Genomic DNA, 23350 nt, shown 5'->3' on the forward strand with positions numbered 1-23350 from the left:
CATGAGCTGGAGCGAGTACGCCGCCGCCGTCCTGGAGAACGACCGGGTCCGTCTCACCCCGATCACCGAGGCCGACCGCGAGGGCGTCCGGGCCGTCGCCATGGACCCCGACATCTGGCGCTACTTCGTCGCCGCCGTCGACACCGACGCCGACTTCGAGGCCTTCTTCGACACCAACCTCGCCGACCACGCCGCCGGCCGCCGCTTCGTCTACACCATCACCGACAAGGACAGCGGCCGGATCGCGGGCAGCATGAGCTTCGGCAACCTGGCCGAGGCCGACCGCCGCCTGGAGGTCGGCTGGTCCTGGCTCGGCCGCGACTTCCGCGGCCGGGGCGTCAACCACTGGGCCAAGGCCCTGCTCCTGGAGCACGCCTTCGAGGTGCTCGGCGCCGAACGCGCCGAGTTCAAGACCGACGTCCTCAACGTCCAGGCCCGCCGCGGCCTCGCCAACATCGGCGCCACCGAGGAAGGCGTCCTGCGCAGCTTCAACTACATGCCCGGAGGCCGCCGCCGCGACGCCGTCTTCTACAGCGTGCTGCGCGCCGAATGGCCCGCCGTCCGGGCGCTCCTCGCGCGCGGACCGAAGAAGGCCGTACCGGCATGAGCGGGACCGACGGCACCGCCCGCCCCGGCATCACCCACATACGGGCGGCGGGCACCCCGTACGAGATGGGCCGCGCCCACGGCGAGGCCCTCGCCGCGCCACTGCGGGCCTTCCTCGACGACGGGCTCGCCCGCCTGGCCCACCTCACCGACCGCCCCCCGACCATGGCCGGCCTGCGGCCCCTCATCGCCGCCCACCGGGCCGTCGTAGCGGCGGCCCTGCCCGACCTCGCCGAGGAGGTGGCCGGCCTCGCCGACGGGGCCCGGATCAGCGCCGACGAGGCCTGGCTGCTCCAGATCCGCCGCGAGGCCATGGGCTACTCCAAGGTCCGCTCCGGCGGGGACTGCACCACCTACGCCCGCACCGGCCCCGCCGGCCCGCCGGTCCTCGCCCAGACCGTCGACCTCAGCGGGGACCTCGACACCCACATCAGCGTCCTGGAGACCGCCCGCGCCGGCACCGGCCGGCGCTCCCTGGTCCTCAGCTTCGCCGGGCTCCTCGGCTACCTCGGCCTCAACAGCGACGGCCTCGCCGTCGGCCTGAACCTGGTCCTCGGCGGCACCTGGCGACCGGGCGTACCCCCGTACCTGGCCATCCGCCACCTCCTGGACACCGCGGGGGACACCGAGCAGGCCCTGAAGATCCTCGCCGACCTGCCCCTGGCCAGCTCCCGCTCCCTGATGCTCTGCGACCCCGAACGGGCCCTGTACGTCGAGCACCTCGACGGCGACCTGCGCGTCACCGAGGCCGCCCCCGGGGACCTGGCCCACACCAACCACTTCCTCCACCCGGACTTCGCCCCGGCCGACGAACTGAACGTCTTCGCCCGCAACTCCTCGCTGCGCCGGCTGCGCGCCGCCCACGAGGGCCTGGCCGCCCTGCCCGCCGACGCGTCCGCCGAGGACCACTTCGCGCTGCTGTCCCGCCCGCCCGTGCGCGTCCCGGACCGCGGTGACATCCGCGCCGAACGCACGGTCGCCGCGGCCGTCATGTTCCCGGCCGCGGGGCTGCTGCACGTCCGGCCGGGCGACCCCGCGCGCTCGCGCACGCGGGTGTTCGGCCTGTAGGCGCCCACCGGGGCCGTGTCCCGGGAAGGGACGCGTCCACGAAAGGCCTGTGTCCGAGAAAGGAGCATGATGGACGCATGGCTGGTCGACCTCGACCAGGTCGTCCCCACCGACATCAGCGCGCACTATCCCGAGGGCCTCACCGAGGAGGAACTGCGGCGCGGCGCCGAGTTCGTCCACGCGCGGGCCGCCCACCGCTTCTTCCGCGCCCGGCTCACCGTCCGCCGCCTGCTCGCCGACCGCCTGGGTCTGGCCGCGCGGGACCTGCGCATCCACTACGACCCGGCCGGCAAGCCCTACCTGCCCGACCAGCCCGGCACCCACGTCAGCTGGTCCCGTTCCGACGGGCTGCTGCTGCTCGGCGCCACCGAGACCGGGCCGATCGGGGTGGACGTGGAGCTGGTCCGCCCGTCCACCACCAGCCTCGACGTGCTCACCTTCGTCTATCCGGGGGTTCCGGCGGGGGTGGACCCCGAGACCTTCTTCCACGCCTGGACCCTGCTGGAGGCCGCCGTGAAGGCCACCGGCCGGGGCCTGACCGACGGGGCGCGGGAGGTCGACCTGGGCTTCGGCCCGGACGGGGCCGTCACCCTGCGCGGGATCACCGGCCACGGCGCCCTGCCCTGGCACGGGCACACCGCGCTCCAGCCCACCCTGCAGGACTCCCCGTGGGCCATGACGGCCTTCGTCTCGCGGGAGCTCCCGCCGGTCACGGTCCTGCCCTGGCCGGACCGCGCCCGTGACCCCGTACGGGAACGGGCGCGGGCCCTGGCGCGGGCCGGGCTCACGACGGGCTGACCACCGGGGTGCCGTCCGGGGCGATCGCCGAGAAACCCGTGTACGGGACCAGCGCGGGCGGCACGGTCACCGAGCCGTCCGCGCGCTGGTACTGCTCCAGGACCGCGACGAGGGTACGGCCGACCGGCAGCGCCGAACCGTTGAGGGTCGCGGCGAACTCCTTGCGGCCGTCGCGGCCCTGGACCTTGATGCCGGCCCGGCGGCCCTGGAAGTCCCCGCAGTCGGAGCAGGAGGAGATCTCCCGGTAGGTGCCCTGGCCCGGCAGCCACACCTCGATGTCGTAGGTGCGCCGGGCTGCGAACCCGAGGTCCCCGGCCCGCAGTTCCACCACCCGGTGGGCCAGCCCCAGCCGCCGCAGGGCCGTCTCCGCGTGCCCGGTCAGCAGCTCCAGCTCCTCGGCGGCCCGCTCGGGCCGGCAGATCCGCACCAGCTCGACCTTCTCGAACTGGTGCAGCCGCACCAGCCCCCGGGTGTCGCGCCCGTACGAGCCGGCCTCCGCCCGGTAGCAGGGCGTGCACGCGGTCAGCGCCAGCGGCAGTGCGCCCTCCTGGAGGGTCTCCCCGCGGTACAGGTTGACCAGCGGCACCTCCGCCGTCGGGATCAGCAGCAGGTCCCGGTCGGCGGCGGTCGTCAGGAACAGGTCGTCCTCGAACTTCGGGAGCTGCCCGGTGCCGGTCATCGTCTCCCGGGTCACCAGGTGCGGCACCCCGTGCTCGGTGTACCCGTGCTCGGTGGTGTGCAGGTCCAGCAGGAACGCCGCCAGCGCCCGCTCCAGCCGGGCCCCCGCGCCCCGGGTCACCGCGAACCGCGAGCCCGACAGCCGCGCCGCCCGCACCTGGTCCAGGATCCCGAGGCGGGTGCCGATGTCCACGTGGTCGCGCGGGGTGAACTCGAAGCCCGGCACCTCGCCCCAGACCCGGCGCACCACCGGCGGGTCCTGCTCGGTCCCGTCGGGGACGTCCGCGTGCGGCAGGTTCGGCACGGCCAGCAGCAGCGCGCCGAGCTCCTCCTCCGCCTCGCGGAGCTCCTCCGACACCGACCGCAGGCGTTCCTTGGCCTCCTGGATCCGGGCCCGGGCGGCCTCGTCGGGGCGGACGCCGCTGCGCGCGGAGCGGTTCTGCTCGGCCCGCAGCTTGTCCCGTTCGGCGATGAGCCGGGCGCGCCGCTGCGTCAGGTCGCTCAGGGCGGCCCGGTCCAGGTGGTGTCCGCGTCGGGCCAGGGCGGTGTGGGCCTCGTCCTGGAGCAGGCGGTGCGGGTCGTGCATGACGGCTCCTCGGTTAGGGGATGTCGGCGGTGTCGTGCGCGGCGGTGGCCAGGGCGCGGTAGCGCTGCGGTGCTCGGGCCCGCAGCCATCCGGCGTAGCCGAGTCCGCCGAGCGCGGCCCCGACCATCAGCCAGGGGATCCGGTTGACCCAGGCGGAGGTGGTGCCGGTGACCAGGGGGAAGTTGTCCAGCAGCAGCACCAGCGCGCCCACCAGGCCGACGAGGGCCAGGGCCGGGGCCAGCCGGGTGCGCCACCAGTGGGCGTCGGGGTGCCGGCGGAAGAAGACCAGTACGGCCACGGCGACGGCGGCCTGGAGGCCGACGATCCCGACCGTGCCGAGCGCCAGCATGGTGGTGGCCAGGTTCGTGTACGGGTGCGCCCCCGCGAGCGCGAACAGGGCGCAGACGAGCGCCGTGGCCACCGACAGCACCGCGCTCGCCCGGTACGGGGAGGCGTGCCGCGGGTGGATCCGGGCCAGGGAGGCCGGCAGGACCCGCTCGCGGCCCAGGACGAACAGGTACCGGTTCGCGGCGGTGTGCAGCCCGAGCAGGGCCCCGAACAGGCTGGTGCAGAGCAGCACCTGCATCACGCTCGTGGCGAAGGTGCCGAGGTAGTCGTCGCAGAGGTGGAAGAACAGGTCGCCCAGTTCCCTCCCGGCCCGGTCGGCGACCCGGTCGGCGCCGACCGCCCCGACCGCCGCCCAGCTGATCACCGCGAAGAAGACGGTGATGAGCACGACGGAGGTGTAGGTGGCCACGGGCACGCTGCGCTTCGGGTCGCGGCTCTCCTCGCCGTAGAGCGCCGCCGCCTCGAAGCCCACGTAGGAGATCAGGGCGAACATCAGCGCCACCCCGAGGCCCGGGGAGAACACGGTGTCCGGCCGGAAGGAGGCCGCGGGCAGGGTGTCCGCCCCGTGCCGCACCCCGATGGCCAGGGCGAGCAGCCCCAGTACGGCCACCTCGGCGACCATCAGCACCGCCAGCAGCCGCGCGCTCAGGTCGATCCGCCGGTAGCCCATGACCGCCGTCAGCGCGAGGGCCGCGCCCGTCCACACCGGCCAGGGGACCGGCAGGTGGTGGGCGGTGGAGACCAGTTCGGCGAAGTACCCGAAGGCCCCGGCGACGCCCGCGACCGCCGCCGTGTAGGCGACGACGGCCGTCAGCCCGCCGGCGACGGCGAGCGGCCGGCCCAGACCCTGACCGATGTACGTGTAGAAGCCGCCCGCGCCGACCACGTGCCGGCTCATCGCCGCGTAGCCGACGGAGAAGCACAGCAGGATCAGCCCGGCCAGGGCGAAGGTGGCGGGCACCCCCGCCCCGTTGCCGATGGCGTAGGCGAGGGGCACCGAGCCCACCACCCCGGACATCGGGGCCGCCGCGGCGACCACGAGGAACACGATCCGGGGGGTGGTCAGGGTCCGGCGCAGCGCGGGCGGGGCGGCCTCGCGGGTGCCTCTCGCGGGGATCGTCGAGGTCACCGGATCACCTCGGGTGGTTGCGGATGATGTCGACGGCCTCGGGGATGCCCATGTACGGCAGCCGTACCTCGGCCATGTCGTCGGTCCACTGCTCGGCGAGGTCGTAGCGCTGCTTCGGGGTGGTCTCCAGCAGCCTGCAGCCGGGGAACACCTCGTATCCGTCCAGGAGCTCGGCGTGCGCGAACATGCCCTGCTGGAAGAGCTCCTCGCGCTCCAGCACGAACTCCTCCGACGGCAGCTCGTCCCACAGCCGCCGTCCGCGCCGGATCAGCTCGATCAGCCGCGGCCGGTAGGAGGGGTTGCGGGCCAGGTGTTCGCGGACGATGGAGCTGCCGACCGTGAGGTGGCGGATCTCGTCGATGGACGCCCCGCGCGCGATCTCGGCGGCGGCCGGGTCCAGCAGGGTCCACTTACGTTCGCTCAGCTCGGCGGCGGGGGCCAGGACGCCCTCGATGACGATGGTGAACACCGCGACGGCGCCGATGAAGTCGCCCTCGTCGCGCACCACGGAGGTGGCGAACTCGGCGATCGGGTTCAGTACCCGCTTCGTGTAGTCGGCGCCCTGCTCCTTGATGAAGTCCAGCAGCCCGGCCTGGGGCACGCCCAGGTCGGTGAGGTGCTTGCGGAAGATCATCGCGTGCCGGGCCTCGTCGATCACCTGGGTGGTGAAGAACTCCTGCTCGACGACCCCGGGCGCGCCGATCACGTAGTGCGAGAGCACCTCGACCGCGCGGGTCTCCGCCAGCGAGCGGTTGCCCAGCTCCAGGACCAGGGCCTGGCGCAGCGGCCCGTCCTCGCGGATGTGCTGCGGGGTGACGGCGTCGTGGCCGGCCTCGGCCCGCCCGCGCAGGGTCCCCTGGGCGACGGCCGACAGCCAGTACCCCAGGTCGCACTCCTCGGCGGTCAGGGTCATCTCCTGGGCCCCGTCGAGCAGGTTGGGCGCGCGGTCCCAGTCGGCCTCGACGGGGATCTGCGGAACGCTGGTCATGACACAACCTCACTGGGGGACGCGGGTACGGACACGGAGGCGGCCGGGGTGACGCACGCGCTGTGCATCCGGCCGGCGAAGCTGAGCATCGGGGAGTCGACGGTGTGGCTGCCGCCCGTGACCTCGGCGAGGAGCATGTCGTGGTCGCCGACCTGGTGCCAGCCCAGGACCCGGCAGGCCATGTGGGCGAGGCTGCCGCCCAGCAGCGGGGCGCCGGTGAGCGGGTCGGTGGTCCAGTCGAAGCCCTCGAACTGGGCGTCGCCGAGGGGGCGTCCGGGGTTGGCGAAGCGGCGGGCCACGTCGTCCTGCGCCGAGCCGAGCACGTTCACCGAGAACCGGCCCGCCCGGCGGACCATGGAGGCGAAGGTGGAGGTGGGCCGCAGGCAGGCGCCCAGCACCAGCGGGTCCCGGGAGAGGGTGACCACGGCGCTGGCGGTGGTCCCGTGCCGGACGCCGTCGCGGCTGACCGTCAGCACGGTCACGCCGGAGGCGAGCCGGCGCAGCGCGAGGCGGGCCGCCTCGGGGTCCTCGTACCCCTCGGCGGGGGCGGTGGCGGACCGGTCGGTGAGCCAGGCGGGGTAGCGGCTCACCGGGTCACCCCGACGGCCGGGGCGGTGCCGGTGGCGGCACGGGTCGCCGGGTGCTCCTCGTAGGGCAGGGGGACCGGGCCGTCGGTGGCGCCGCGCCGCTTGAGCATGGCCGTCACCTGGTCGACCAGCGGGGTGGTCTCGGGCTCGAAGGGCAGGCCGAAGGGCTTGAGGAAGTTGCCGAAGACGCCCCGGTCGCCGAAGACGTGGAACGGCAGGGCCAGCAGCGCCCATTCGGGGCCGATCAGCCACATCCACAGCAGGCCCACGGCGGCCACGCTGAGCAGGCTGTGCATCGTGTTGTAGAGGACGTAGTAGGCCTTGGGGATCCGGCCGTCGGCGCTGCGCCGGTAGGCGATGGCGCCCGGGATGTAGCCGAGGAGGTCGATGTAGAGGAACAGGCCGATCGCCGCGAACCAGTTGATGTCCGTGAAGTGCCACAGGATGAACCCGATCGTCACGGCGAAGGCGACCAGGTACTCGGCGCGGTGCAGGTTGAAGGTGACCGGTGACTCGACCGGGTTCTTGATGTCCATCAGGGTTGTCCTTCCGACGGGGCGGCGGTGCGTACCGGTGGCGCGGGGTCAGGACAGCCGCAGAGGGCCGCCGGCGAAGTACTCGGCCAGTTCCGCGGCGACGCTCGCGCGCGACGGCGGGTGGAAGGCCAGGGCGCGGACGGCGGAGGCGAGGTAGGCCACGTCGCCGGAGCGGATGTAGGCCATCCCGCCGAGCATCTCCACGGCCTGGTCGACGGTCTGGGCGAGCAGGTCCTGCGTCGCGTAGCGCGCGGTGAGCACCGCGGCCACCGCCTCGTCGCCCTCGGTGCCGTCCTCCAGGGAGCGGGCCGCGCCCTCCACCAGGGAGACCGCCGCGTCCAGCCGTACGGCCAGCTGCGCGCGCTCCGCGGCCGTGCCCCGCTCTCCCTTCAGTACCTGGGCGACCAGCGCGGAAGCGGCGCCCACGTAGGAGGAGGTGGCCAGCAGCTCGAACCAGGTGAACCCGGCGGTCTGGAGGTCGTCGAGCCTCTCGGCGTCCTCGGGGGTGCTGTGGATGACGAGGTCCTCGGGCACCACCACGTCGGTCAGCCGCACCTCGTGGCTCTGCGAGGCGGCGAGCACCGGGGTGGCCCAGAACGGCCGGGTCTCGATGCCGGGGGAGGAGGCCGGGATCAGCATCAGGGCCAGCCCGGAGCGTCCGTCGTCGTGCGTCACCTGGACGCTGGCCGTCAGCACGTCCATCGAACCGGACAGGCTGCACGGCTTCTTGGAGCCGTTGACGCGGTAGCCGCCCCCGGGGAGCCGCTCGGCGACCACCGACGGGGCCAGGATGTTCTGGTCGGTACGCCCCTCCGCCCAGCCGGAGGCCAGCAGCAGCCCGTCCGAGGCCACCGCCGACATCAGCTTCAGCTGGGCCGCGGTGAGCCGGCCGGTGGCCTCCGCCAGCCGGAACAGCATCGCGACGGTGAAGTGGTGCATCACCGTGGCCACGCCCAGGGAGGGCGAGGCGGCGGCGAGCGCCCGCTGCACCCGGACCGCCTCCAGCGGGCCGGCCGCCGCGCCGCCATACGCGGCCGGCACCAGCAGCCCGGGGCCGCCGTGCTTCCGGTACAGCTCCAGGACCGGGCTGTCCTCGCCCTCCCGGGTGCTGAGCGGCAGGTCTTCGAGTGCGTCGAGAAGACCTGCGTGGAATTTCTCGCAGATCCCGCGCGCTGTCGTCAGGGAACGCATTGCCGTGCTCACCTCGGGCTCTCTGGGAATTCTCTTGCGGACCGGGGAAAGGTATTCCTGTGATCCCTTCGATCCGAAAGCCAATATTCGGAAATCATCGTTTCACTGAGTGTCTGACTGAGGCCTGACACTCATCTGACCTGCGTTTTCTCCTGACCCTCCGCTGACGTGCGACTGACCGTGGGGGTGAGGTGGGCTTGTGCTGCGGTGCCGCCCGTGCCATAAGTGGGGCAGTGCCGTGGGGAAGTGTCGGCGGGAGAATGGATCTGAAATGACCGCAGCAATTCTGGAGACGGATGTCGCGCTCGACGCCATCCGGCGGTACGCGGACGCGGGAAATCCCAGCGCGTATTTCGCCTTCAGTGACGGGAACAGCTACTTCCGGTCGCCGGACGTGCCCGGGGTGATCGTCTACCGTCCGGTGGGCCGCTACCTGGTGCAGTTCGGCGGCCCCTTCGCCCCCTTCGAACCCGCCGGACCGGACGGCCCCCGCGCCCGCCTGCTCGCGGGCTTCGTCGCCTTCGCCGCCGAGCAGGGCCGCGAGATCGTCTCCGTACAGCTCCAGGGCGCGGACGCCGACGTCTACGTCGACCAGGGCTTCACCGTGAACCAGATGGGCGCCTCGTACGCCGTCGACCTGGAGACCTTCACCCTGGCCGGCACGAAGTTCATGCAGCTGCGCAACAAGATCTCGCGGGCGCTGCGCAGCGGCCTGGAGATCAGGGAAGTCCCCTACGAGGACTACGCCGACCAGATCGCGGCCCTCGACACCGCCTGGCTCTCCACCAAGGGCGAGGGCGTCAAACCGCTGGAGTTCCTCGTCGGCCAGACCGGCGGCCGCTACCAGCACCTGCGCCGCCTCTTCGCCGCCGTCCGCGACGGCGAACTGATCGGCTACGTCTCCTACGCCCCGGTGTACGGACCCCAGCCGGGCTGGATGCACGACCTGAGCCGCCGGCAGCCCGACTCCCCGCCCGGGGTGATGGAGGCCCTCAACAAGGCGGCGATCGACGTGTTCACCGCCGAGGGCACCCGCTGGCTGCACTTCGGCTTCACGCCCTTCACCTCCCTGACGGCCCCGCAGTTCCCGGGCCACAGCCTCGGGTTCCACTGGTTCATGGAGCACCTCTGGGAGCACGGCGCGCACATCTACCCGGCGCGCACGCAGCTGGAGTACAAGCAGAAGTGGGCGCCCTCCGCCGTCCTGCCGGAGTACATCGCCTTCCAGCACCGGGCCAGCCTGCCCGCGCTGGTCCACGTCTTCCGCGCCTGCAACGCGGTCTGAGGAGGAACCCCGAGATGCCGACCCCCGAGGAGATCGAAACCCAGGGCCTGCTGGTCGTGGACCGCTTCCAGACCTGCGCCGCCGCCCCCGACGACCTGGACGCAGCCCGCCTCTGCGACGAGGACCTCACCCGCCTGGACGAACTGCTGCGCGAGGCGGGGGTGGTCTGAGCGGCCGCCCGTCGGGTCCGGCCCGTCAGCCGTTCTCGGTCGGGCCGGACCCGGAACCGTCGGCGGGTGTCGCGAGCATCAGCGCCGAGCCCTCGTGGAGCGTGATGCGCACCGGTGCGAAGGTGGTGGCGTCCATCGGCGACTCCCCGGTGCCGGGATTGCGGGCGTAGCGCGGATGGGCGCCGCCGCTGATCTGCCAGCGTATGCGGTGACCGACGGCGAAGCGGTGGGCCGTGTGGCTCATCGGCACGGTGACCTGCGACGGCTCCTGCCCGTCCGTCCTCAGTCGGCCCAGCCCGTCGCAGATGTTGACGGAGCGGCCCTGTGCGTCCACGTCGCACAGGCGGGTGAAGACGTCGGCGTGACCGGTGTCCGTGGAGACGCCCAACCGCGCGGAGACCGGGCCGAGGACGTCCAGGGGCTCGGTCAGCGGGGGGCTGGTGAACGTCAGTACGTCGTCCCGGGCCTCCAGGGTGCGGTTGTCGCGGGAACCGGCAGAACGGGACAGCAGCGGGCCGCCGAGGGAGGGTGTGGGGTCGCTCGGGTCGTACCGGAACGACACCAGTGGTGCGGATCCCGCGGGAGCCTGCCGGGTGAGGTCCTTCTGCGCGGTGGCGAACCACGGGCCGGCGACCGCTGCCGGCGGCCAGTCCTCCATGTCCCGCCAGTCGTCCTCGCCGCCGACGTGCACGCGCACCCTCGTGGGACGCAGGCCGGAGCGATCGCCGCACAGGTGCGCCCGCAGCCAGGTGAGGCTCTCGGCGAACACCTCGGGCCACCCCTGCTGCAGCGCGGAGGTGTGGGTCCAGGGGCCGACGAGCAGGGAGGTCTCGCACCCGGCCCGACGCAGCCGGTCGTACTGCTCGAACGTCTGGTCGGCCAGCGCGTCGTGCCATCCGGTGATCAGGCTCGTGGGCACGGCGTGCCGCTCCGCCACCTCACCCATGGAGGCGCCGTCCCAGTACGCGTCCTCGGCGTCCGGGTGCGTCATCACCTCGTCCAGCCAGGGCACTTCGCCCCCGAGGGCCGAGGCGTGCGCCCCGCGCAGCGGCTGCGCGGTGGTGGCTTCGCCCAGACGTCGCTGCAGGCGCAGGGTCGCCTTCACGAACGGTGCCATGCCCTGGTGCTGGTAGGTCATGCCCGCGCCGACGGCGAGGGTGGTCTCCAGGTTGAGGGCGCCGTTCGCGTGGAACAGGGCGTGCGGGTCGTGCAGGCCCACCTGCACCACCATCGCCTTCAGCTCCGGCGGCGGGTCCGAGGCGAGGGCCCACTGCACGTAGCCCAGGTAGCTGGGTCCCACGGTGCCCAGCGTTCCGTCGAACCAGGGCTGCTCGCGCAGCCAGGACACCGTGGCCCGGCCGTCGGCGGCCTCGTTGCGCCACAGGTCGAACGCGCCGCCGGAACCGCCGGTGCCGCGGCAGCTCTGCAGCACCACGTGGAAGCCCTGTTCGGCGAAGAGCACGCCGTACATGGGGGACCACGGCAGGCCCCTGCCGTACGGCGAGCGCACCAGGAGGGTGGGGAAGTCGCCCTCGGCGCGCGGGAAGTAGTGGTCCGTGATCAGCGGGCTGCCGTCGGCGGCCGGCACCGCCAGCCCCGGCTCCCAGCCGACATCGTGCCGCTTGGCCGGGAGGCCGCGCCAGGTCGCCCTCATGATCCGTGAGGTCAGCGGCGGCTTGCCGGAAGGCGGTGTCCAGGTCGGCCTCGTCGCAGGACCGTGCGTGCGTGTTGCCATGGTTCCCCTCCTCTTTATCCGTACGATGTACGAGAATAGCTCATGTTTGGATCATGGAGGGAACGCGGAACATGCCCCGTACAGGAGAGGCCGGCGCCCCGGTCGTCGACCCCGAGCAGCTCTGGCTGGGATCCACCCGGCCCCGCAGGGGCCGCAAGCCCGCCTACAGCCGGGAGGCGATCACGGCGGCAGCCGTCGCCCTGGCGGACGCGGAGGGACTCGAAGCGGTCACCATCCGGAGGGTCGCCGCGGAGGTCGGAGCCGGCGCCATGTCGCTGTACAGCTACGCCCCCGACAAGGAGACGCTGCTGGAACTGATGGTCGACCACGTCACCGGCGAACTGCCGACCGCGCACACGCCCACCGGCGACTGGCGCGCGGAGTTGAAGGCCATCGCCCACCTCCAGCGCGCCCACATGCTGCGACACCCCTGGCTGCCCGCCGCTCTGGCCGGCCGCCGCACCCCCGGCCCCAACACCCTGGCCTTCCTGGAACGCGCGCTCGCCGCCCTGCGGCCCAGCGGGCTGGACGGGGCGGCGAAGCTGGAGGTCTTCGCCCAACTCACCGCGTTCGTGGCCGGGCACGTCACCCATGAGATCGCGGGGGCCGCAGCCCTGCAGTCCCCCGACCGGGTCGCGGCCGAAGCCCGCTACCTCGCCGCTGTCGCCGCGGACGGCCGCCACCCCGAACTCGCGGAAGTCCTGGCCGCCCCCGCCCGCCCCCTCACCCCCGAAGCCACGTTCACCCGCTTCCTCAACCGCCTGATCGACGGCCTCGACACCGAATGATCCCGCTCCGCCGCACCGCGTGTCGCGAAGAAGCTCACGATCAAGACGGCGCCTCTGTTCTGTGCGGGAAGGTGCGGGTCAGCGGGTGCCGACAACGATGACGGCGAGCGCGCCGAGCAGGATGAGCACGTAGAGGACCTGACGCAGCCGCTCGGTCACCGAGCCCTGCTCGACTGTTCGGCGCGCGTGGAGTGGAGGTTCCGCAGAATGCGGGCGAGGGCCCGGGCGTGGTTCCAGTTGGCGTGGTCGCCGCGTCCCGTCGGCCCGGCGTCGACGAAGTACGACCACTCTGCCAGGGCCGCCCCGGCGCGCTCCGTCCGCTGGGCGCCGGGGATCGCGGTCACCTGGGCGTGGAGCGCCTGCCCGTGGGTGATCAGATCGTCGATGAGACGGGCGACGGCCTCGGCGTCCGGCCGGTCCGAGTAGGGCACGATCGCGCGGGCGATGAGGCCCTCGATCGTCTGTGTCTCGCCGGGGTCCATGGTGGTGCTCCCTGAGGTCGTCAGCGGTTGGTTGCTCCAGCCTCTTCCCGGAGGAGCTGACCTGCGAGGTGGCAGAGCGGAAGTCCAACGGCAGTTCGGCGGCACCGTCGGCCTCGATCGGAAGGAAAAGACGGTACGACGCGCACGGGACGGCCCGGCTCGCCTACGTTGTGTCACGGCCCTACGACAGGAGCGATGTCATGCGGACCCCCGCCAACGAGATGCTGTTCGCGGCCAGAACCGCGAAGGGATGGTTCTCCCAGGAGAAGGCTGCGGAGGAGATCTCGAAGGCCGGGGCCGCGGTCCTCGGCCGGGCCGGGTACGCGATCAGCGTGCGAACCTACCGTGCGTGGGAGTCGAAGAGTCCCCCGTGGCCGCGCCCGGACCAGGCCACCGCGCTGCGGGCCGCGTTCGGCCGGGGCCCGGAGGCCCTGGGCTTCCTCGGGAGCCGGGGAGGGGTGTTTGACAGCCTGCCGGGACCCCGGGAGATGATCCCCCCTGTGGATCGCCGAACAGCCCTGGGGGCCGGCGCGGCCGTGATCGGCCTGCCTTGGCTCAGCCCCTCATCCGCCCGTGCCGCCACCGAACTCCGCATCGGCCGGGACGAAATCGAGCTTCTGGCCGAGACCGCCACGGACCTCGACGCCATCGACCAGCGCTTCGGCGGGGACCGGCTCTGGCGCACGGCCAAGATGCACCTGTCCTGGGTCCACCACGTGATAGACCACGGCGTCTACACCGATGACGTCGGCAAGGACCTCCACACGATCGCCGGGCAGCTCACCACGTCACTGGGGTGGTTCTGTTACGACGCCGAGCAGCAGACCGAAGCCAGGGTGTACTTCTCCGAGGCCCTGAACACTGCGATGATCTCGGGCGACGACCCGTTGGCGACCCGCACCCTGTCGAACATGGCCCGCCAGTGCGTCGACCTCGGCAAGCCACGCGAGGCCATCCGCTTCGTCCGCACCGCCGAGCGTCACGCGGCCCGGTGGGACGCGCCCGCTCGGGTGGGTGCGCTCCTTGCGATCAGACTGGGCCAGGGCTACGCACGGCTGGGCGACGAGATGAACGCCTCGCATGCGATCAAGCGGGCCTGGCAGGCTTTCGACCAGGGCGTGAGTGTCTGCGATCCCGAGTGGACCCGCTTCCTCAACGAGGCCGAACTGGTCTGCCTGGAGGGCATGTGCCGCTCCGATCTCGGCCAGTACAAGCGTGCGGTCCGGCTCCTCGACCGGTCCGCTGCCCTCCAGGACATCGAGCACTCCCGCAACCGGGGGATGTGCCTCGCCCGGCTGGCCGATGCGGCTGTCCAGGCCAATGAACTCGACCGTACCGCCGAAGCGGCGAGGGAGTCGCTGCGTCTCATCCAGGCGGGACAGTCCTCCACACGCAACCGGCGCCAACTCACCTTGGTCAAGGACCGGCTCCACGGCAATCCGAGCCCGTCGGCCCGGGAGACAGCTGACCTGATCGCCGCGCAGATCGCCTAGCGCGAGCACGGAAGGAACCGTATGACCCATCGCACCGCGCCACAGCTCACCTTCACCCGGTACGCTCCCGAGGCGGCCCGTGCCATCGCCGGTGAACTGCTCGCCGTGTATGCCGAGGTGTACGACGTCCCCCCGTACACCGGTGACTCCTTCTTCTCGGTGGAGACGTACGGTGAGCGGCTCACGGCCGCCTTCGACATGCCGGGCTTCGAGGTCGTCACCGGCCATCTCGACGACGGCGCTCTCGTCGGATACGTCCACGGCGTCACCCTCACGCCGGAACGACCCTGGTGGGCCGCCCTCACCGATCGGCTTCCCCGAGACGTCCTCGACGCGGCCGAGGCCGGGAAGGTGTTCTGGCTGCGTGAGCTGATGGTCCTGCCGAAGTTCACCGGCCGGGGCATCGGCCGGGCCCTGCACGATGAGATGGTGGCCGGTCGAGCCGAGCCGTGGACCACGCTGACCTGCATCATCGACAACGAGCCGGCCCGATCCGCGTATCCGCGCTGGGGTTACCAGGTCATCGGCCGGATCAAGCACGCCCCTGAATCCCCGCTCTACGACGCCATGCTCCTGCCGCCCTCCTGACGCTCCCGACTCCACCCGTACCAGGGGCGATTGCATAGGCTCGGGCGTCATGACGACGAGGACCCTGTACCTGCTGTGTTCGGCGGCCCCGCCGGTTTTTGAGGTCGCAGGTGTGGTCGAGGAGGCCCAGCGCCGTGGGTGGGACGTCTGCCTGGGCCTCACCCCCGCGGCCGCCGACTGGCTTGAGGACAGCCTGCCCGGGCTGGCGGCCCTGACGGGGCATCCGGTGCGCTCGCGCTACAAGCGGCCCGGCCAACCGGACGTGTGGCCGCCGGCGGACGCGGTGCTCGTGGCCCCGGCGACGACGAACACCATCAACCGGTGGGCCCTCGGTATCACCGACACGTGGCTCGTGGGGTTCGTCGCCGAGGGGATCGGCAAGGGCATCCCGATGACGATGATGCCGTGCGTGAACTCGGCGTACGCTCAGCACCCCCAGCTGCCGCTGTCGCTGGAGACCCTCCGTACGGCCGGAGTCCGGGTGCTGTACGGACCGGACGGCTTCGAGCCGAATGCGCCCGGGGAGAAACGGCCGTACCCGTGGGGCCTGGCGCTCGACGCGATCGAGGCGTGAGAAGGAGAACAGACGTGGCTGACGACCTGTCCGCGGTGGCACGGTTCCTCTACGAGGCGGGGACGCTGAAGAACACGGCTCGTACGGGCTGGTGGATGGCCGGTGTCAAGCAGCCCGAGAGCGTCGCCGAGCACTCGTGGCGGACCTCGCTGATCGCCTCGGTCATCGCGAAACTGGAGGGCGCCGACCCCGCGCGGGCCGCGTTCCTCGCCGTGTGGCACGACACGCAGGAGAGCCGGACCGGGGACGTCAACCACCTCGGGAAGCGGTACGCGCCGGCGGGCGACCCGCGGGCCGTGACGGCCGATCAGACCGCCGGCATGCCCGACGTGCTGGCCTCGGCGATCCGGGAGCTGGTCGCCGAGTACGAGGCCGGGGATTCGCCGGAGGCGGTCTGCGCGCGGGATGCCGACAAGCTGGAGTGCATGCTCCAGGGCATCGAGTACCGGGCGCAGGGCTACGCCGCCGCGCAGCGGTGGGTCGACAACAGCCGGGGGCGGCTGACGACGGAGACCGGGCGGCGGCTCGCCGACGAACTGCTGGGGCAGGGCCCGTTGGACTGGTTGCGGAACGCGCTGGGTGAGAAGGGGTGACCCCCTCCCGCCGGGTGGAGGGAGGGGGTCGGGTGTCGGTCAGCGCAGGGCCGGGCGGGTGTGGATCAGGGTGCCGGCGGGGCCGCGGACCAGCATCGGGCGGATGCGCAGGGCCGAGGCCACCGGGCCGGCGGCCGGGGAGAGGTGGGCGGTCAGGAGGTCCTGGGTCACCGGGCCGTCGGGCCCGGCCAGCAGTTCGTGGAGGTCGTCGGTGACCGTGCGCCGGTCGAGTAGAAGGCCCTGCCCGGGCCGTGGCGCGGCCTCCAGCAGCGGTGCCGAGGCCCCGCCCGGGCCGTAGAGGCGGGAGCGCAGGCTGCCCTCCCCCTCCCGGCCCAGGAGCGCGAGGAGGGTGAACTCGCATTCCGGAGACGGCGGTTCGGGCGTCTCCACCCGGACCGTCGTGCCCGCCGGGGCGACGGTCCGGATGCGGTGCAGAGCGATCAGCCAGTCGGCGTGGACGTCGAGCCACGGACCGCTGAGCGTGCGCCGCAGGAGGGAGCCGAGCCCCGCCGCCAGGCGCCGGTCCGCGAGGTCGCGTACCGGACCGCCGCCGGGGCCGGGCGCCCCGGACGGCGGGACGTACTGGAAGAGCCAGTCGTCGTCCGCCGTCCAGGACATCCGCAGCCGCAGCGTGCGGTACGGGTGGTCGCGGAAGCCCGCGGTGACCGCCGCCGGGACCGGCGGCAGGACGACCGGCGCGAAGCCGTGCTCGCGCAGCCCGTGCGCACCCGTCGGCACGGCTCAGCCCGCGGCGACGGGCGTGCGCTCGGCGGCGGCCCGTTCCGTGGCGGGCCGCGCCAGGTCCAGGCGCTCGTCGAGGTGCCGGGCGGAGGAGTTGGCCCGCCACAGGGCGCCCCGGGCGATGCCGCGGCGCATGTACGCGGTGTCGGCGCTCGGGATGACCACGTTGTGGAACCAGCCCGCCGCGTGCTGCGAGTCGATGGTGATGTGCAGCCGGTGGTAGGTGATGCCGACCTCGGGCAGGCCCAGGCGCTCCCAGGCCCGGACGACGTTGCGGAACCGGTCCGGGGCCAGCCACTCGGTCATGCCGAGGAAGCCGACCGCCTCCGGGTAGAGATGGCGGTACCGGCACAGCAGCACCGCGAGGTTGCCGGAGTGCAGGTCGGTGGTGGTCATGGCGGCTTCGAGGTCCTCGGTGCGGACGTCGAACACCTCGTAGATCTTGTTGAAGAGGTGGGTGTGCACGGCCTCGGGATCGCCGTTGCCCATCTCGTCCCAGTAGTTCCCGGCGATCTCCATCTTGCTGGCCCCGGCCGTGCCGATCTGCATCATCGCGAGGAAGTCGTCGAAGCGGCCGTCGATCAGCGACTCCTGGATGACGTACGTGCGCAGGTCCTCCTCCCGCGCCTCGCGGTTGATGAAGTCGGTGTAGTAGGGGTGCTTGAAGGCGCGGTGCTTGCGCACCAGCTGCTTGAGCCAGGACAGGAACTGCTTGGGCTCGGTGGGCGCCGACTCCAGGAGGCCGGGCTCCAGATGGGCGTCCTCGGCGGCCAGGGTGGCGTTCTCCAGCAACCGGGTGACCTCGTGCAGCAGCACCGAGCCCTCGGCCGTCGGCTGGTCCGGTATCTGCATCACCGTCTGGTAGATGCGCGACAGCAGGAGCTGCTGGTGGTAGTGGGCGTCGGCCCGGTCGGGGCCGGTGACGGCGGCGGAGTTCATCTCGCCGACCGCCTCGACGACGCGCGGGCGCTCGCCCAGGAACTTGGCGTCGATCTCGTCGGCGTCCACGGTCAGCCAGGAGGAGACCTCCTCCACGAGCGCGGCGGCGTCGGTCCTGCGGATCGTGGGCACGGTGTGGTTGTCGGTGCTGGGCAACTGCGTCTCCATGTCTCTCGGGGTCGCTCGGAAAACGACGCCTGTTCGGGTCGCGCCGGAGATGGGGAAGTGGGTGCGGATCCGTCGACGGGACCCACGGGCGCAAGGGCCCGGGGCGGGCGGGATGCCGGCGGGCGGGATGCCGGCCGGCCGCGCCCGCTCCGCGCGTCGCGCGTCGCGGGTCCGGGGACGAAGGGGAGGCGCTCGCGGGCCCCGCGCACCGCTGCGGGTGGGTGCGGGCCCCTCATGCCAAAGACACGCGCACCCCTGGTACCGGATCGGGATGCGCGTGCCTGGGATGAGCACCTTGCGGAGAGGGCAGGATTCGAACCTGCGTGGGCAGAGCCCGTCCGGCGATATTCCGGACCCCATTGGGCCGCTTTGGGAACCTCTCCTCGGCCTTTCTGTGACATCAGCTTGGCACGGGACGGCTGACACCGTGCTGATGGATATCTGAGAAGGGAATACGGGCACCGGTCAGGGGGCGATCAGTGGAGACTGGGATAGTCGAAGGTGATCGAGCCACTTCTAATCTGGTACCAGGGGAGTTCCCGTGAGCGCCGAGACCGCCAAGATTGCCGTATCGCGTCTGTACGCCGACGAGAGCGGGGAATCGCATTTCATCGACGAGACGCTGGAGGTGACGGCGGTGAATTTCGCCCCGCCCGCGCCCTCGCTGTTCGTCTCCGAGGGCGTGCCGGCCAAGCAGGCCGTCTACCTCTACATCCCGGCCGGGTGGTTCGGCGACTTCCACCCGGCCCCGCGCCGCCAGATCATGACCCTGGTCAGCGGCAGGATGGAGTGCGGTGTCAGCGACGGCACCTGGCGCACCTTCGTACCCGGCAACACCCAGCTGGTCGAGGACACGCACGGCAAGGGCCACGCCACCAAGGCGCTGGAGGACTGGGTGATGATCGTCTCCCACCTGGGCTGACACCGGCGGGAAATGGGCGCGGAAGCGCGTATGGGAGGGGGCCCGGGCGGGATTCGGCCCTGGCCCCCTCCCTTTCCCTTTTCACATGGGTCAGCCCTTGACGTAACCGAAGCTCTCGACGATCAGTCCGCCTTCGAGGCGGGTCACGTTCACACCCCGCACGAAGTCCTGCGGACCGCCGCCCCAGCGCAGCGTCCAGCGGCACACCGCGCGCTCGCCGGCCGTCCAGACCTCCTCCACCTCGAAGGTCATTCCCTCGTTGCCCGCGATGGCGCTCCAGAACTGCAGACATTCGTCGTACCCGACGTGCTTGGAGCCGTCGGGAGCCGGGCCGGAGTTCTCCAGCCGGCAGTTCTCGGCGAGGAGGTCTTTCAGCAGGCTGGGGTCGTGCTGCTGGAATGCCTGGTTGAACTGGTCGATAACCTTGCGTGTCTGCTCGTCGGACATCGGGACTCCTCATGTCTCATGGCTCGGCACGGGCGGCCCGCCGGTCGGACCGGGCCACAGGAGAAAGTAATACAGTCCAACGGCCCGTGAAGTCCACGGAGTCCGGGTAACCGGTTGTTCCGGCCATATTCGTCAGTCGTACGTCAGTGCCCGCGCCCTAGGTTAGTACTATGACCACAGCAGACAGTGCGCCTCTCGCATTGGCCTATCAGCAGGCCACCGAATATCTGGCGGGTCTCGCCGATCGGCCGGTCGGTGCCACTGCCGGTTCCGAACAATTGCTGAAAATGTTCGGTGGCCCGCTGCCCGCCGGGCCGGGTGCGGCGACCGACCCCATCGAACTCATCGGCCGGGCCGTCGCCGAGGGCGGCATCCCCACCGCCAACGGCCCCCGCTACTTCGGCTACGTCACCGGCGGCACCCTGCCCGTGGCCATCGCCACCGACTGGCTCGTCGCCGCCTACGACCAGACCGCCAGCCTCTACAACCTCTCACCGGCCATCGCCGTGGCCGAGGACGTCGCCGCGCAGTGGGTCCTGGAACTCCTGGGCCTGCCCGCGCACGCCTCCGTCGGCTTCCCCACCGGCTGCACCATGGCCCACCTGACCTCGCTCGCCGCCGCCCGCCACAAACTCCTCGCCGAGGCCGGCTGGGACGTGGAGCGCGAAGGCCTGGGAGGCGCGCCCGACGTGGCCATCGTCGCCGGCGCCCAGCACCACATGACCATCGACCTGGCCGCCCGCTACCTCGGCTTCGGCACCGCCCGCATCCGCAACGTGCCGGTCGACGACAAGGGCCGCATGATCCCCGCCGAACTGGAGCGCACCCTGGCCGCCCTGGACGGGCCGGTCATCGTCTGCGCGCAGATCGGCGACGTCAACTCCGGTGCCATCGACCCGGTCGGCGAGGTCTGCGACATCGCGCACCGCTACGGGGCCTGGGTACACGTCGACGGCGCCTTCGGCCTGTGGGCCGCCGCCAGCCCGCGCCTGCGCCCCCTCGTCGAGGGCGTGGAGCGGGCCGACTCCTGGGCGCTGGACGCCCACAAGTGGCTCAACGTCCCCTACGACTGCGGGATCGTGGTCATCGCCCACCCCGAGGCGCACCGGGCCGCCATGCTCAACGAACGGGCCGGGTACCTCCCGCCCGGCACCGACGGCGAACGCGACGCCATCGAGTGGGTGCCCGACTTCTCCCGGCGCGCCCGCAGCCTGCCGGTCTGGGCCGCGCTGCGCTCCCTGGGCCGCTCGGGGGTCGCGGACCTCGTCGAACGCTGCTGCGCGCACGTACGGCGCTTCGAGGGGCACCTGGCCGGCGTCGAGGGGGTGGAACTCCTCAACGACGTCGTCCTGAACCAGCTGCTGGTCCGCTTCGGCGACGACGACCAGGTCACCCGGAACGTGATCGCGCGGATCCAGGAGAGCGGCGTCTGCTGGTTCGGCGGCACGGTGTGGGAGGGCCGGGCCGCGATGCGGATCTCCGTCGTCAACTGGCGTACGACGGAGGAGGACGTGGACCGCAGCGCGGCCGTCATCCGCGAAGCCCTCGCCGAGGAACTCGCCACCGCCTCCTCCTGACCCCCCTGGTCACCCCCCACCCGGGCCGGGCCCCGCCACCGCGGGCCCGGCCCGGTCCCTTTGCCCGGGACCAGCCCCGCGCAGCGGTCCCGCGGCCGGGCGGCGGCGTTACGTCAGGGCGGATTCGTCGCAGCGGGTGACCCAGGACGTGAAGGACTCCGCGGCGTCCGTGCGCCCCGCCAGGTACGCGCGGGTCAGGCGTTCCACGTAGTCCGGGAGGTCGGCGGCCGTCGTCTTCAGGCCGCGGAGCTTCTTGCCGAAGCCGCCCTCCTGGTCCGCCGCCAGGGTCAGGCTGCCGCCCAGGTGGACCTGGAAGCCCTCCACCTGCCGGCCGTCCTCGTCGGCGACCAGCTGGCCCTTGAGACCGATGTCCGCGACCTGCGTACGGGCGCAGGAGTTGGGGCAGCCGTTGAGGTTGACGGTCAGGCCCACGTCCTCTCCCGCCAGGCGCTTCTCCAGTTCCGCGACCAGGGTCGCCGCCCGCTCCTTGGTCTCCACGATCGCCAGCTTGCAGTACTCGATCCCGGTGCAGGCCATCGTGTTCCGGCGCCACGGCGAGGGGCGGGCCTGGAGGCCGATCTCCGCCAGCTCCGCGACCAGGGGCTCCGGGTCGGCCACGTCCAGGACCAGCAGTTTCTGGTACGGGGTCAGCCGGACCCGGCCGCTGCCGTGGGCCTTGGCCAGGTCGGCCAGCGCGGCCAGCCGCGTCCCCGAGAGGCGGCCGGCGACCGGCGCCGCGCCCACGTACGACAGGCCGTCGTTCTGCGGGTGTACGCCGATGTGGTCGATCGGGGCCGGCGGGAGCGAGGGGGCCGGCCCGTCCAGCAGCGGCCGGCCCAGGTACTCCTCCTCCAGGACCCGGCGGAACTTCTCCACGCCCCAGTCGGCGATCAGGAACTTCAGCCGGGCCCGTCCGCGCAGCCGCCGGTAGCCGTAGTCGCGGAACAGCCGCGCCACCGCCACCCACACGTCCGGGACCTCGTCGAGGGGCACCCACACGCCCACGTGCCGCGCCAGGATCGGCACCGTCGACAGACCGCCGCCCACCCACATGCCGAAGCCCGGCCCGTGCTCCGGGTGGACCGCGCCCAGGAAGGCCAGGTCGTTGATCTCGTACGGGACGTCCGGCAGCCAGGACACCGCCGACTTGTACTTGCGCGGCAGGTTCGACAGCGACGGGTCGCCGATGTACCGGGCGGCGATCTCCCGTACGGCCGGGGTCGCGTCGAGGACCTCGTCGGCGCCCACCCCGGCCACCGGACTGCCGACGATGACGCGCGGGCAGTCCCCGCAGGCCTCCGTCGTCGACAGGCCGACCTCCTCCAGCCGCCGCCAGATCGCGGGCACGTCCTCGATCCGCACCCAGTGCAGCTGGATGTTCTGCCGGTCGGTGACGTCCGCGGTGTTGCGGGCGAAGCGCACGGAGACGTCGGCGATCGCCCGCAGCTGGGCGGCGTCGAGGGTGCCGCCGTCGCTGCGCACCCGCATCATGAAGTGCTCGTCCTCCAGCTCCTCCGGGGCCAGCGAGCCGGTCCTGCCGCCGTCGATGCCGGGCTTGCGCTGCGTGTACAGCCCCCACCAGCGCATCCGGCCGCGCAGGTCGTCGGGGTCGATGGAGGCGAAGCCCTCGCGGGAGTAGACCCGCTCGATGCGTTCGCGCACCAGCAGCGGGTCCTCGGCCTGCTTGAACTCCTCGTTGGCGTTGAGCGGTTCCCGTTCGCCCAGCGCCCACTGGCCCTCGGGGCGTTTGGCGGCGGGCCGGGCGGTCCGCGCGGTGCGGACCGGCGGCGCGACTGTTTCCGTCATGAGTCCGTGCTCCTACGGGGAAGGGGGAGGGGTCAGGCGGGGAGGGGTCAGGCCGTGCCGAGGTTCGCCACCGGGACGATCATTCCGCTGGGCAGCCAGCTCGTCGCCCCCTCGTGGTGGTGGCCGCCGGAGCCGCCGCTGCCGGGCACGTAGAGCACGGCGGTGGCGTACAGCCGGGCGGGCGCCGGGCCCGACGTGCCGCGCGCCAGGCGCCAGGCCTCGTACCCGGAGGCGGTGGGCGGCTCGCCCGGCAGGCGGGCGCCGAGCGCCGTCAGGTACTCCACGGCGGCCGGGCCGTTCGGCGCGTACCGCAGGGGGATCAGCTGGCCCGCGCCGGGGGAGAGCAGCGGGGCGGTGAACAGCCAGGGCGCCAGGTAGGTGCCCTCGGCGGTGGTCCGGCCCGCCTCCACGTCGCGTACGGCGCCTTCCGCGCCCGCCCAGCCGGCGGTGACGACCAGCGGCTGCCGCGTCGAGGCCGGCCGTCCTACGTAGACGCCCGCGGGGGCGGCCGCGGCGCGCACCTCGGC

25 protein-coding genes and 1 tRNA gene are annotated in these 23350 nt (G+C 72.4%); 12 read left to right on the forward strand and 14 right to left on the reverse strand.

The genetic code is table 11. The features are described from left to right. The first annotated feature begins 1 nt into the window (after position 1). The 3 genes from ACEPPI_RS13290 to ACEPPI_RS13300 all read left to right on the forward strand — a co-directional run bounded on the left by ACEPPI_RS13290 (position 2) and on the right by ACEPPI_RS13300 (position 2472). Positions 2-607 carry a GNAT family N-acetyltransferase gene (locus ACEPPI_RS13290; RefSeq protein WP_285527057.1) on the forward strand — a complete coding sequence of 202 codons (606 nt, stop codon included), beginning with the start codon at positions 2-4 and terminating at the stop codon, positions 605-607. After that, on the forward strand, positions 604-1674 hold the full coding sequence (locus ACEPPI_RS13295) for a C45 family autoproteolytic acyltransferase/hydolase (protein WP_373915436.1): 1071 nt from the start codon (positions 604-606) through the stop codon (positions 1672-1674). The genes ACEPPI_RS13290 and ACEPPI_RS13295 overlap by 4 nt, the downstream gene beginning before the upstream one ends. Before the next feature lie 66 nt (positions 1675-1740). Continuing rightward, positions 1741-2472 carry a 4'-phosphopantetheinyl transferase superfamily protein gene (locus ACEPPI_RS13300; RefSeq protein WP_373915437.1) on the forward strand — a complete coding sequence of 244 codons (732 nt, stop codon included), beginning with the start codon at positions 1741-1743 and terminating at the stop codon, positions 2470-2472. Here ACEPPI_RS13300 and serS read toward each other — a convergent pair. The 6 genes from serS to ACEPPI_RS13330 are packed head-to-tail and all read right to left on the reverse strand — an operon-like array spanning position 2459 to position 8515. After that, positions 2459-3736: a serine--tRNA ligase gene (gene serS, locus ACEPPI_RS13305; protein WP_373915438.1), complete on the reverse strand. Its 1278-nt coding sequence runs from the start codon at positions 3734-3736 to the stop codon at positions 2459-2461. The two genes, ACEPPI_RS13300 and serS, sit on opposite strands and share 14 nt — an antisense overlap. Positions 3737-3749: 13 nt before the next feature. Next, entirely contained in the window at positions 3750-5213 is a 1464-nt protein-coding gene (locus ACEPPI_RS13310) for an APC family permease (RefSeq protein ID WP_373915439.1), read from the reverse strand. A 4-nt stretch (positions 5214-5217) separates the two neighbouring features. Further along, positions 5218-6201: a VlmB-like protein gene (locus ACEPPI_RS13315; RefSeq protein WP_373915440.1), complete on the reverse strand. Its 984-nt coding sequence runs from the start codon at positions 6199-6201 to the stop codon at positions 5218-5220. Beyond that, positions 6198-6791: a flavin reductase family protein gene (locus ACEPPI_RS13320; protein ID WP_373915441.1), complete on the reverse strand. Its 594-nt coding sequence runs from the start codon at positions 6789-6791 to the stop codon at positions 6198-6200. The genes ACEPPI_RS13315 and ACEPPI_RS13320 overlap by 4 nt, the downstream gene beginning before the upstream one ends. Then, a complete protein-coding gene (locus ACEPPI_RS13325; protein ID WP_373915442.1) occupies positions 6788-7324 on the reverse strand; it encodes a hypothetical protein in 537 nt (178 codons plus the stop codon). Before ACEPPI_RS13325 ends, ACEPPI_RS13320 begins: the two co-directional genes overlap by 4 nt. Before the next feature lie 48 nt (positions 7325-7372). Continuing rightward, the gene (locus tag ACEPPI_RS13330; RefSeq protein WP_373915443.1) at positions 7373-8515 is read right to left on the reverse strand and encodes an acyl-CoA dehydrogenase family protein; all 1143 of its coding nucleotides are present in this window, start codon (positions 8513-8515) and stop codon (positions 7373-7375) included. Between the two features lie 271 nt (positions 8516-8786). Between ACEPPI_RS13330 and ACEPPI_RS13335 the strand changes: the two genes are divergently transcribed. Both ACEPPI_RS13335 and ACEPPI_RS13340 read left to right on the forward strand, forming a co-directional pair. Further along, entirely contained in the window at positions 8787-9800 is a 1014-nt protein-coding gene (locus ACEPPI_RS13335) for a bifunctional lysylphosphatidylglycerol flippase/synthetase MprF (RefSeq protein ID WP_373915444.1), read from the forward strand. A 14-nt stretch (positions 9801-9814) separates the two neighbouring features. Further along, entirely contained in the window at positions 9815-9970 is a 156-nt protein-coding gene (locus ACEPPI_RS13340) for a hypothetical protein (RefSeq protein ID WP_373915445.1), read from the forward strand. Positions 9971-9995: 25 nt separating this feature from the next. On the opposite strand, the gene ACEPPI_RS13345 is transcribed toward ACEPPI_RS13340, so the two are convergent. Next, on the reverse strand, positions 9996-11705 hold the full coding sequence (locus ACEPPI_RS13345) for a CocE/NonD family hydrolase (RefSeq protein WP_373915446.1): 1710 nt from the start codon (positions 11703-11705) through the stop codon (positions 9996-9998). Positions 11706-11776: 71 nt separating this feature from the next. Between ACEPPI_RS13345 and ACEPPI_RS13350 the strand changes: the two genes are divergently transcribed. Next, positions 11777-12493, forward strand: coding sequence for a TetR/AcrR family transcriptional regulator C-terminal domain-containing protein (locus ACEPPI_RS13350; RefSeq protein ID WP_373915447.1), 717 nt, complete (start codon positions 11777-11779; stop codon positions 12491-12493). Between the two features lie 155 nt (positions 12494-12648). Here the strand turns inward: ACEPPI_RS13350 and ACEPPI_RS13355 are convergent, their stop codons facing one another. Continuing rightward, the gene (locus ACEPPI_RS13355; protein WP_373915448.1) at positions 12649-12975 is read right to left on the reverse strand and encodes a DUF6415 family natural product biosynthesis protein; all 327 of its coding nucleotides are present in this window, start codon (positions 12973-12975) and stop codon (positions 12649-12651) included. Positions 12976-13175: 200 nt separating this feature from the next. Here ACEPPI_RS13355 and ACEPPI_RS13360 point away from each other — a divergent pair, with 200 nt between their 5' ends. The 4 genes from ACEPPI_RS13360 to ACEPPI_RS13375 are packed head-to-tail and all read left to right on the forward strand — an operon-like array spanning position 13176 to position 16223. Next, positions 13176-14468 carry a hypothetical protein gene (locus ACEPPI_RS13360; protein WP_373915449.1) on the forward strand — a complete coding sequence of 431 codons (1293 nt, stop codon included), beginning with the start codon at positions 13176-13178 and terminating at the stop codon, positions 14466-14468. A 21-nt stretch (positions 14469-14489) separates the two neighbouring features. Continuing rightward, positions 14490-15056 carry a GNAT family N-acetyltransferase gene (locus ACEPPI_RS13365; RefSeq protein ID WP_373915450.1) on the forward strand — a complete coding sequence of 189 codons (567 nt, stop codon included), beginning with the start codon at positions 14490-14492 and terminating at the stop codon, positions 15054-15056. Positions 15057-15105: 49 nt separating this feature from the next. Then, positions 15106-15630, forward strand: coding sequence for a flavoprotein (locus tag ACEPPI_RS13370; RefSeq protein ID WP_373915451.1), 525 nt, complete (start codon positions 15106-15108; stop codon positions 15628-15630). Positions 15631-15644: 14 nt separating this feature from the next. Continuing rightward, the gene (locus tag ACEPPI_RS13375) at positions 15645-16223 is read left to right on the forward strand and encodes an HD family hydrolase (protein ID WP_373915452.1); all 579 of its coding nucleotides are present in this window, start codon (positions 15645-15647) and stop codon (positions 16221-16223) included. Between the two features lie 39 nt (positions 16224-16262). Here the strand turns inward: ACEPPI_RS13375 and ACEPPI_RS13380 are convergent, their stop codons facing one another. The 3 genes from ACEPPI_RS13380 to ACEPPI_RS13390 form a co-directional block, all read right to left on the reverse strand. Continuing rightward, positions 16263-16961, reverse strand: coding sequence for a hypothetical protein (locus ACEPPI_RS13380; RefSeq protein WP_373915453.1), 699 nt, complete (start codon positions 16959-16961; stop codon positions 16263-16265). Between the two features lie 3 nt (positions 16962-16964). After that, positions 16965-18059: an iron-containing redox enzyme family protein gene (locus ACEPPI_RS13385; RefSeq protein WP_373915454.1), complete on the reverse strand. Its 1095-nt coding sequence runs from the start codon at positions 18057-18059 to the stop codon at positions 16965-16967. Positions 18060-18369: 310 nt separating this feature from the next. Further along, positions 18370-18454 (reverse strand) — tRNA-Tyr (locus tag ACEPPI_RS13390). Positions 18455-18612: 158 nt separating this feature from the next. Here ACEPPI_RS13390 and ACEPPI_RS13395 point away from each other — a divergent pair. Next, the gene (locus tag ACEPPI_RS13395) at positions 18613-18993 is read left to right on the forward strand and encodes a hypothetical protein (protein ID WP_373915455.1); all 381 of its coding nucleotides are present in this window, start codon (positions 18613-18615) and stop codon (positions 18991-18993) included. 90 nt (positions 18994-19083) lie between these two features. Here the strand turns inward: ACEPPI_RS13395 and ACEPPI_RS13400 are convergent, their stop codons facing one another. Beyond that, positions 19084-19440, reverse strand: a complete 357-nt coding sequence (locus tag ACEPPI_RS13400; protein WP_030237782.1) for a nuclear transport factor 2 family protein — start codon at positions 19438-19440, stop codon at positions 19084-19086. A gap of 287 nt (positions 19441-19727) precedes the next feature. On the opposite strand from ACEPPI_RS13400, the gene ACEPPI_RS13405 reads away from it, so the two are divergent. Then, positions 19728-21017 (forward strand): aspartate aminotransferase family protein, encoded by a 1290-nt coding sequence (locus tag ACEPPI_RS13405; protein ID WP_373915456.1) that lies wholly within the window; start codon positions 19728-19730, stop codon positions 21015-21017. Between the two features lie 108 nt (positions 21018-21125). Here the strand turns inward: ACEPPI_RS13405 and ACEPPI_RS13410 are convergent, their stop codons facing one another. Together ACEPPI_RS13410 and ACEPPI_RS13415 are read right to left on the reverse strand one after the other, a co-directional pair. Continuing rightward, on the reverse strand, positions 21126-22823 hold the full coding sequence (locus ACEPPI_RS13410) for a nitrite/sulfite reductase (RefSeq protein WP_373915457.1): 1698 nt from the start codon (positions 22821-22823) through the stop codon (positions 21126-21128). 47 nt (positions 22824-22870) lie between these two features. Beyond that, positions 22871-23350: hypothetical protein (locus ACEPPI_RS13415; protein WP_373915458.1), on the reverse strand; the 480-nt coding region annotated here is incomplete at its 5' end.

It is taken from the genome of Streptomyces sp. AB3(2024) (genome assembly GCF_041862025.1).
Classification (GTDB): domain Bacteria; phylum Actinomycetota; class Actinomycetes; order Streptomycetales; family Streptomycetaceae; genus Streptomyces.

Excerpts from the sequence above, each read along its gene's own strand:
- ACEPPI_RS13315 (WP_373915440.1), bottom strand. The coding sequence starts at position 6,201 with ATGACCAGCGTTCCGCAGATCCCCGTCGAGGCCGACTGGGACCGCGCG.
- ACEPPI_RS13370 (WP_373915451.1), top strand. The coding sequence starts at position 15,106 with ATGACGACGAGGACCCTGTACCTGCTGTGTTCGGCGGCCCCGCCGGTT.
- ACEPPI_RS13405 (WP_373915456.1), top strand. The coding sequence starts at position 19,728 with ATGTTCGGTGGCCCGCTGCCCGCCGGGCCGGGTGCGGCGACCGACCCC.
- ACEPPI_RS13300 (WP_373915437.1), top strand. The coding sequence starts at position 1,741 with ATGATGGACGCATGGCTGGTCGACCTCGACCAGGTCGTCCCCACCGAC.
- ACEPPI_RS13400 (WP_030237782.1), bottom strand. The coding sequence starts at position 19,440 with ATGTCCGACGAGCAGACACGCAAGGTTATCGACCAGTTCAACCAGGCA.
- ACEPPI_RS13350 (WP_373915447.1), top strand. The coding sequence starts at position 11,777 with ATGCCCCGTACAGGAGAGGCCGGCGCCCCGGTCGTCGACCCCGAGCAG.
- ACEPPI_RS13360 (WP_373915449.1), top strand. The coding sequence starts at position 13,176 with ATGCGGACCCCCGCCAACGAGATGCTGTTCGCGGCCAGAACCGCGAAG.
- ACEPPI_RS13335 (WP_373915444.1), top strand. The coding sequence starts at position 8,787 with ATGACCGCAGCAATTCTGGAGACGGATGTCGCGCTCGACGCCATCCGG.
- serS (WP_373915438.1), bottom strand. The coding sequence starts at position 3,736 with ATGCACGACCCGCACCGCCTGCTCCAGGACGAGGCCCACACCGCCCTG.
- ACEPPI_RS13365 (WP_373915450.1), top strand. The coding sequence starts at position 14,490 with ATGACCCATCGCACCGCGCCACAGCTCACCTTCACCCGGTACGCTCCC.
- ACEPPI_RS13325 (WP_373915442.1), bottom strand. The coding sequence starts at position 7,324 with ATGGACATCAAGAACCCGGTCGAGTCACCGGTCACCTTCAACCTGCAC.
- ACEPPI_RS13290 (WP_285527057.1), top strand. The coding sequence starts at position 2 with ATGAGCTGGAGCGAGTACGCCGCCGCCGTCCTGGAGAACGACCGGGTC.
- ACEPPI_RS13330 (WP_373915443.1), bottom strand. The coding sequence starts at position 8,515 with ATGCGTTCCCTGACGACAGCGCGCGGGATCTGCGAGAAATTCCACGCA.
- ACEPPI_RS13295 (WP_373915436.1), top strand. The coding sequence starts at position 604 with ATGAGCGGGACCGACGGCACCGCCCGCCCCGGCATCACCCACATACGG.
- ACEPPI_RS13355 (WP_373915448.1), bottom strand. The coding sequence starts at position 12,975 with ATGGACCCCGGCGAGACACAGACGATCGAGGGCCTCATCGCCCGCGCG.
- ACEPPI_RS13410 (WP_373915457.1), bottom strand. The coding sequence starts at position 22,823 with ATGACGGAAACAGTCGCGCCGCCGGTCCGCACCGCGCGGACCGCCCGG.
- ACEPPI_RS13340 (WP_373915445.1), top strand. The coding sequence starts at position 9,815 with ATGCCGACCCCCGAGGAGATCGAAACCCAGGGCCTGCTGGTCGTGGAC.
- ACEPPI_RS13345 (WP_373915446.1), bottom strand. The coding sequence starts at position 11,705 with ATGGCAACACGCACGCACGGTCCTGCGACGAGGCCGACCTGGACACCG.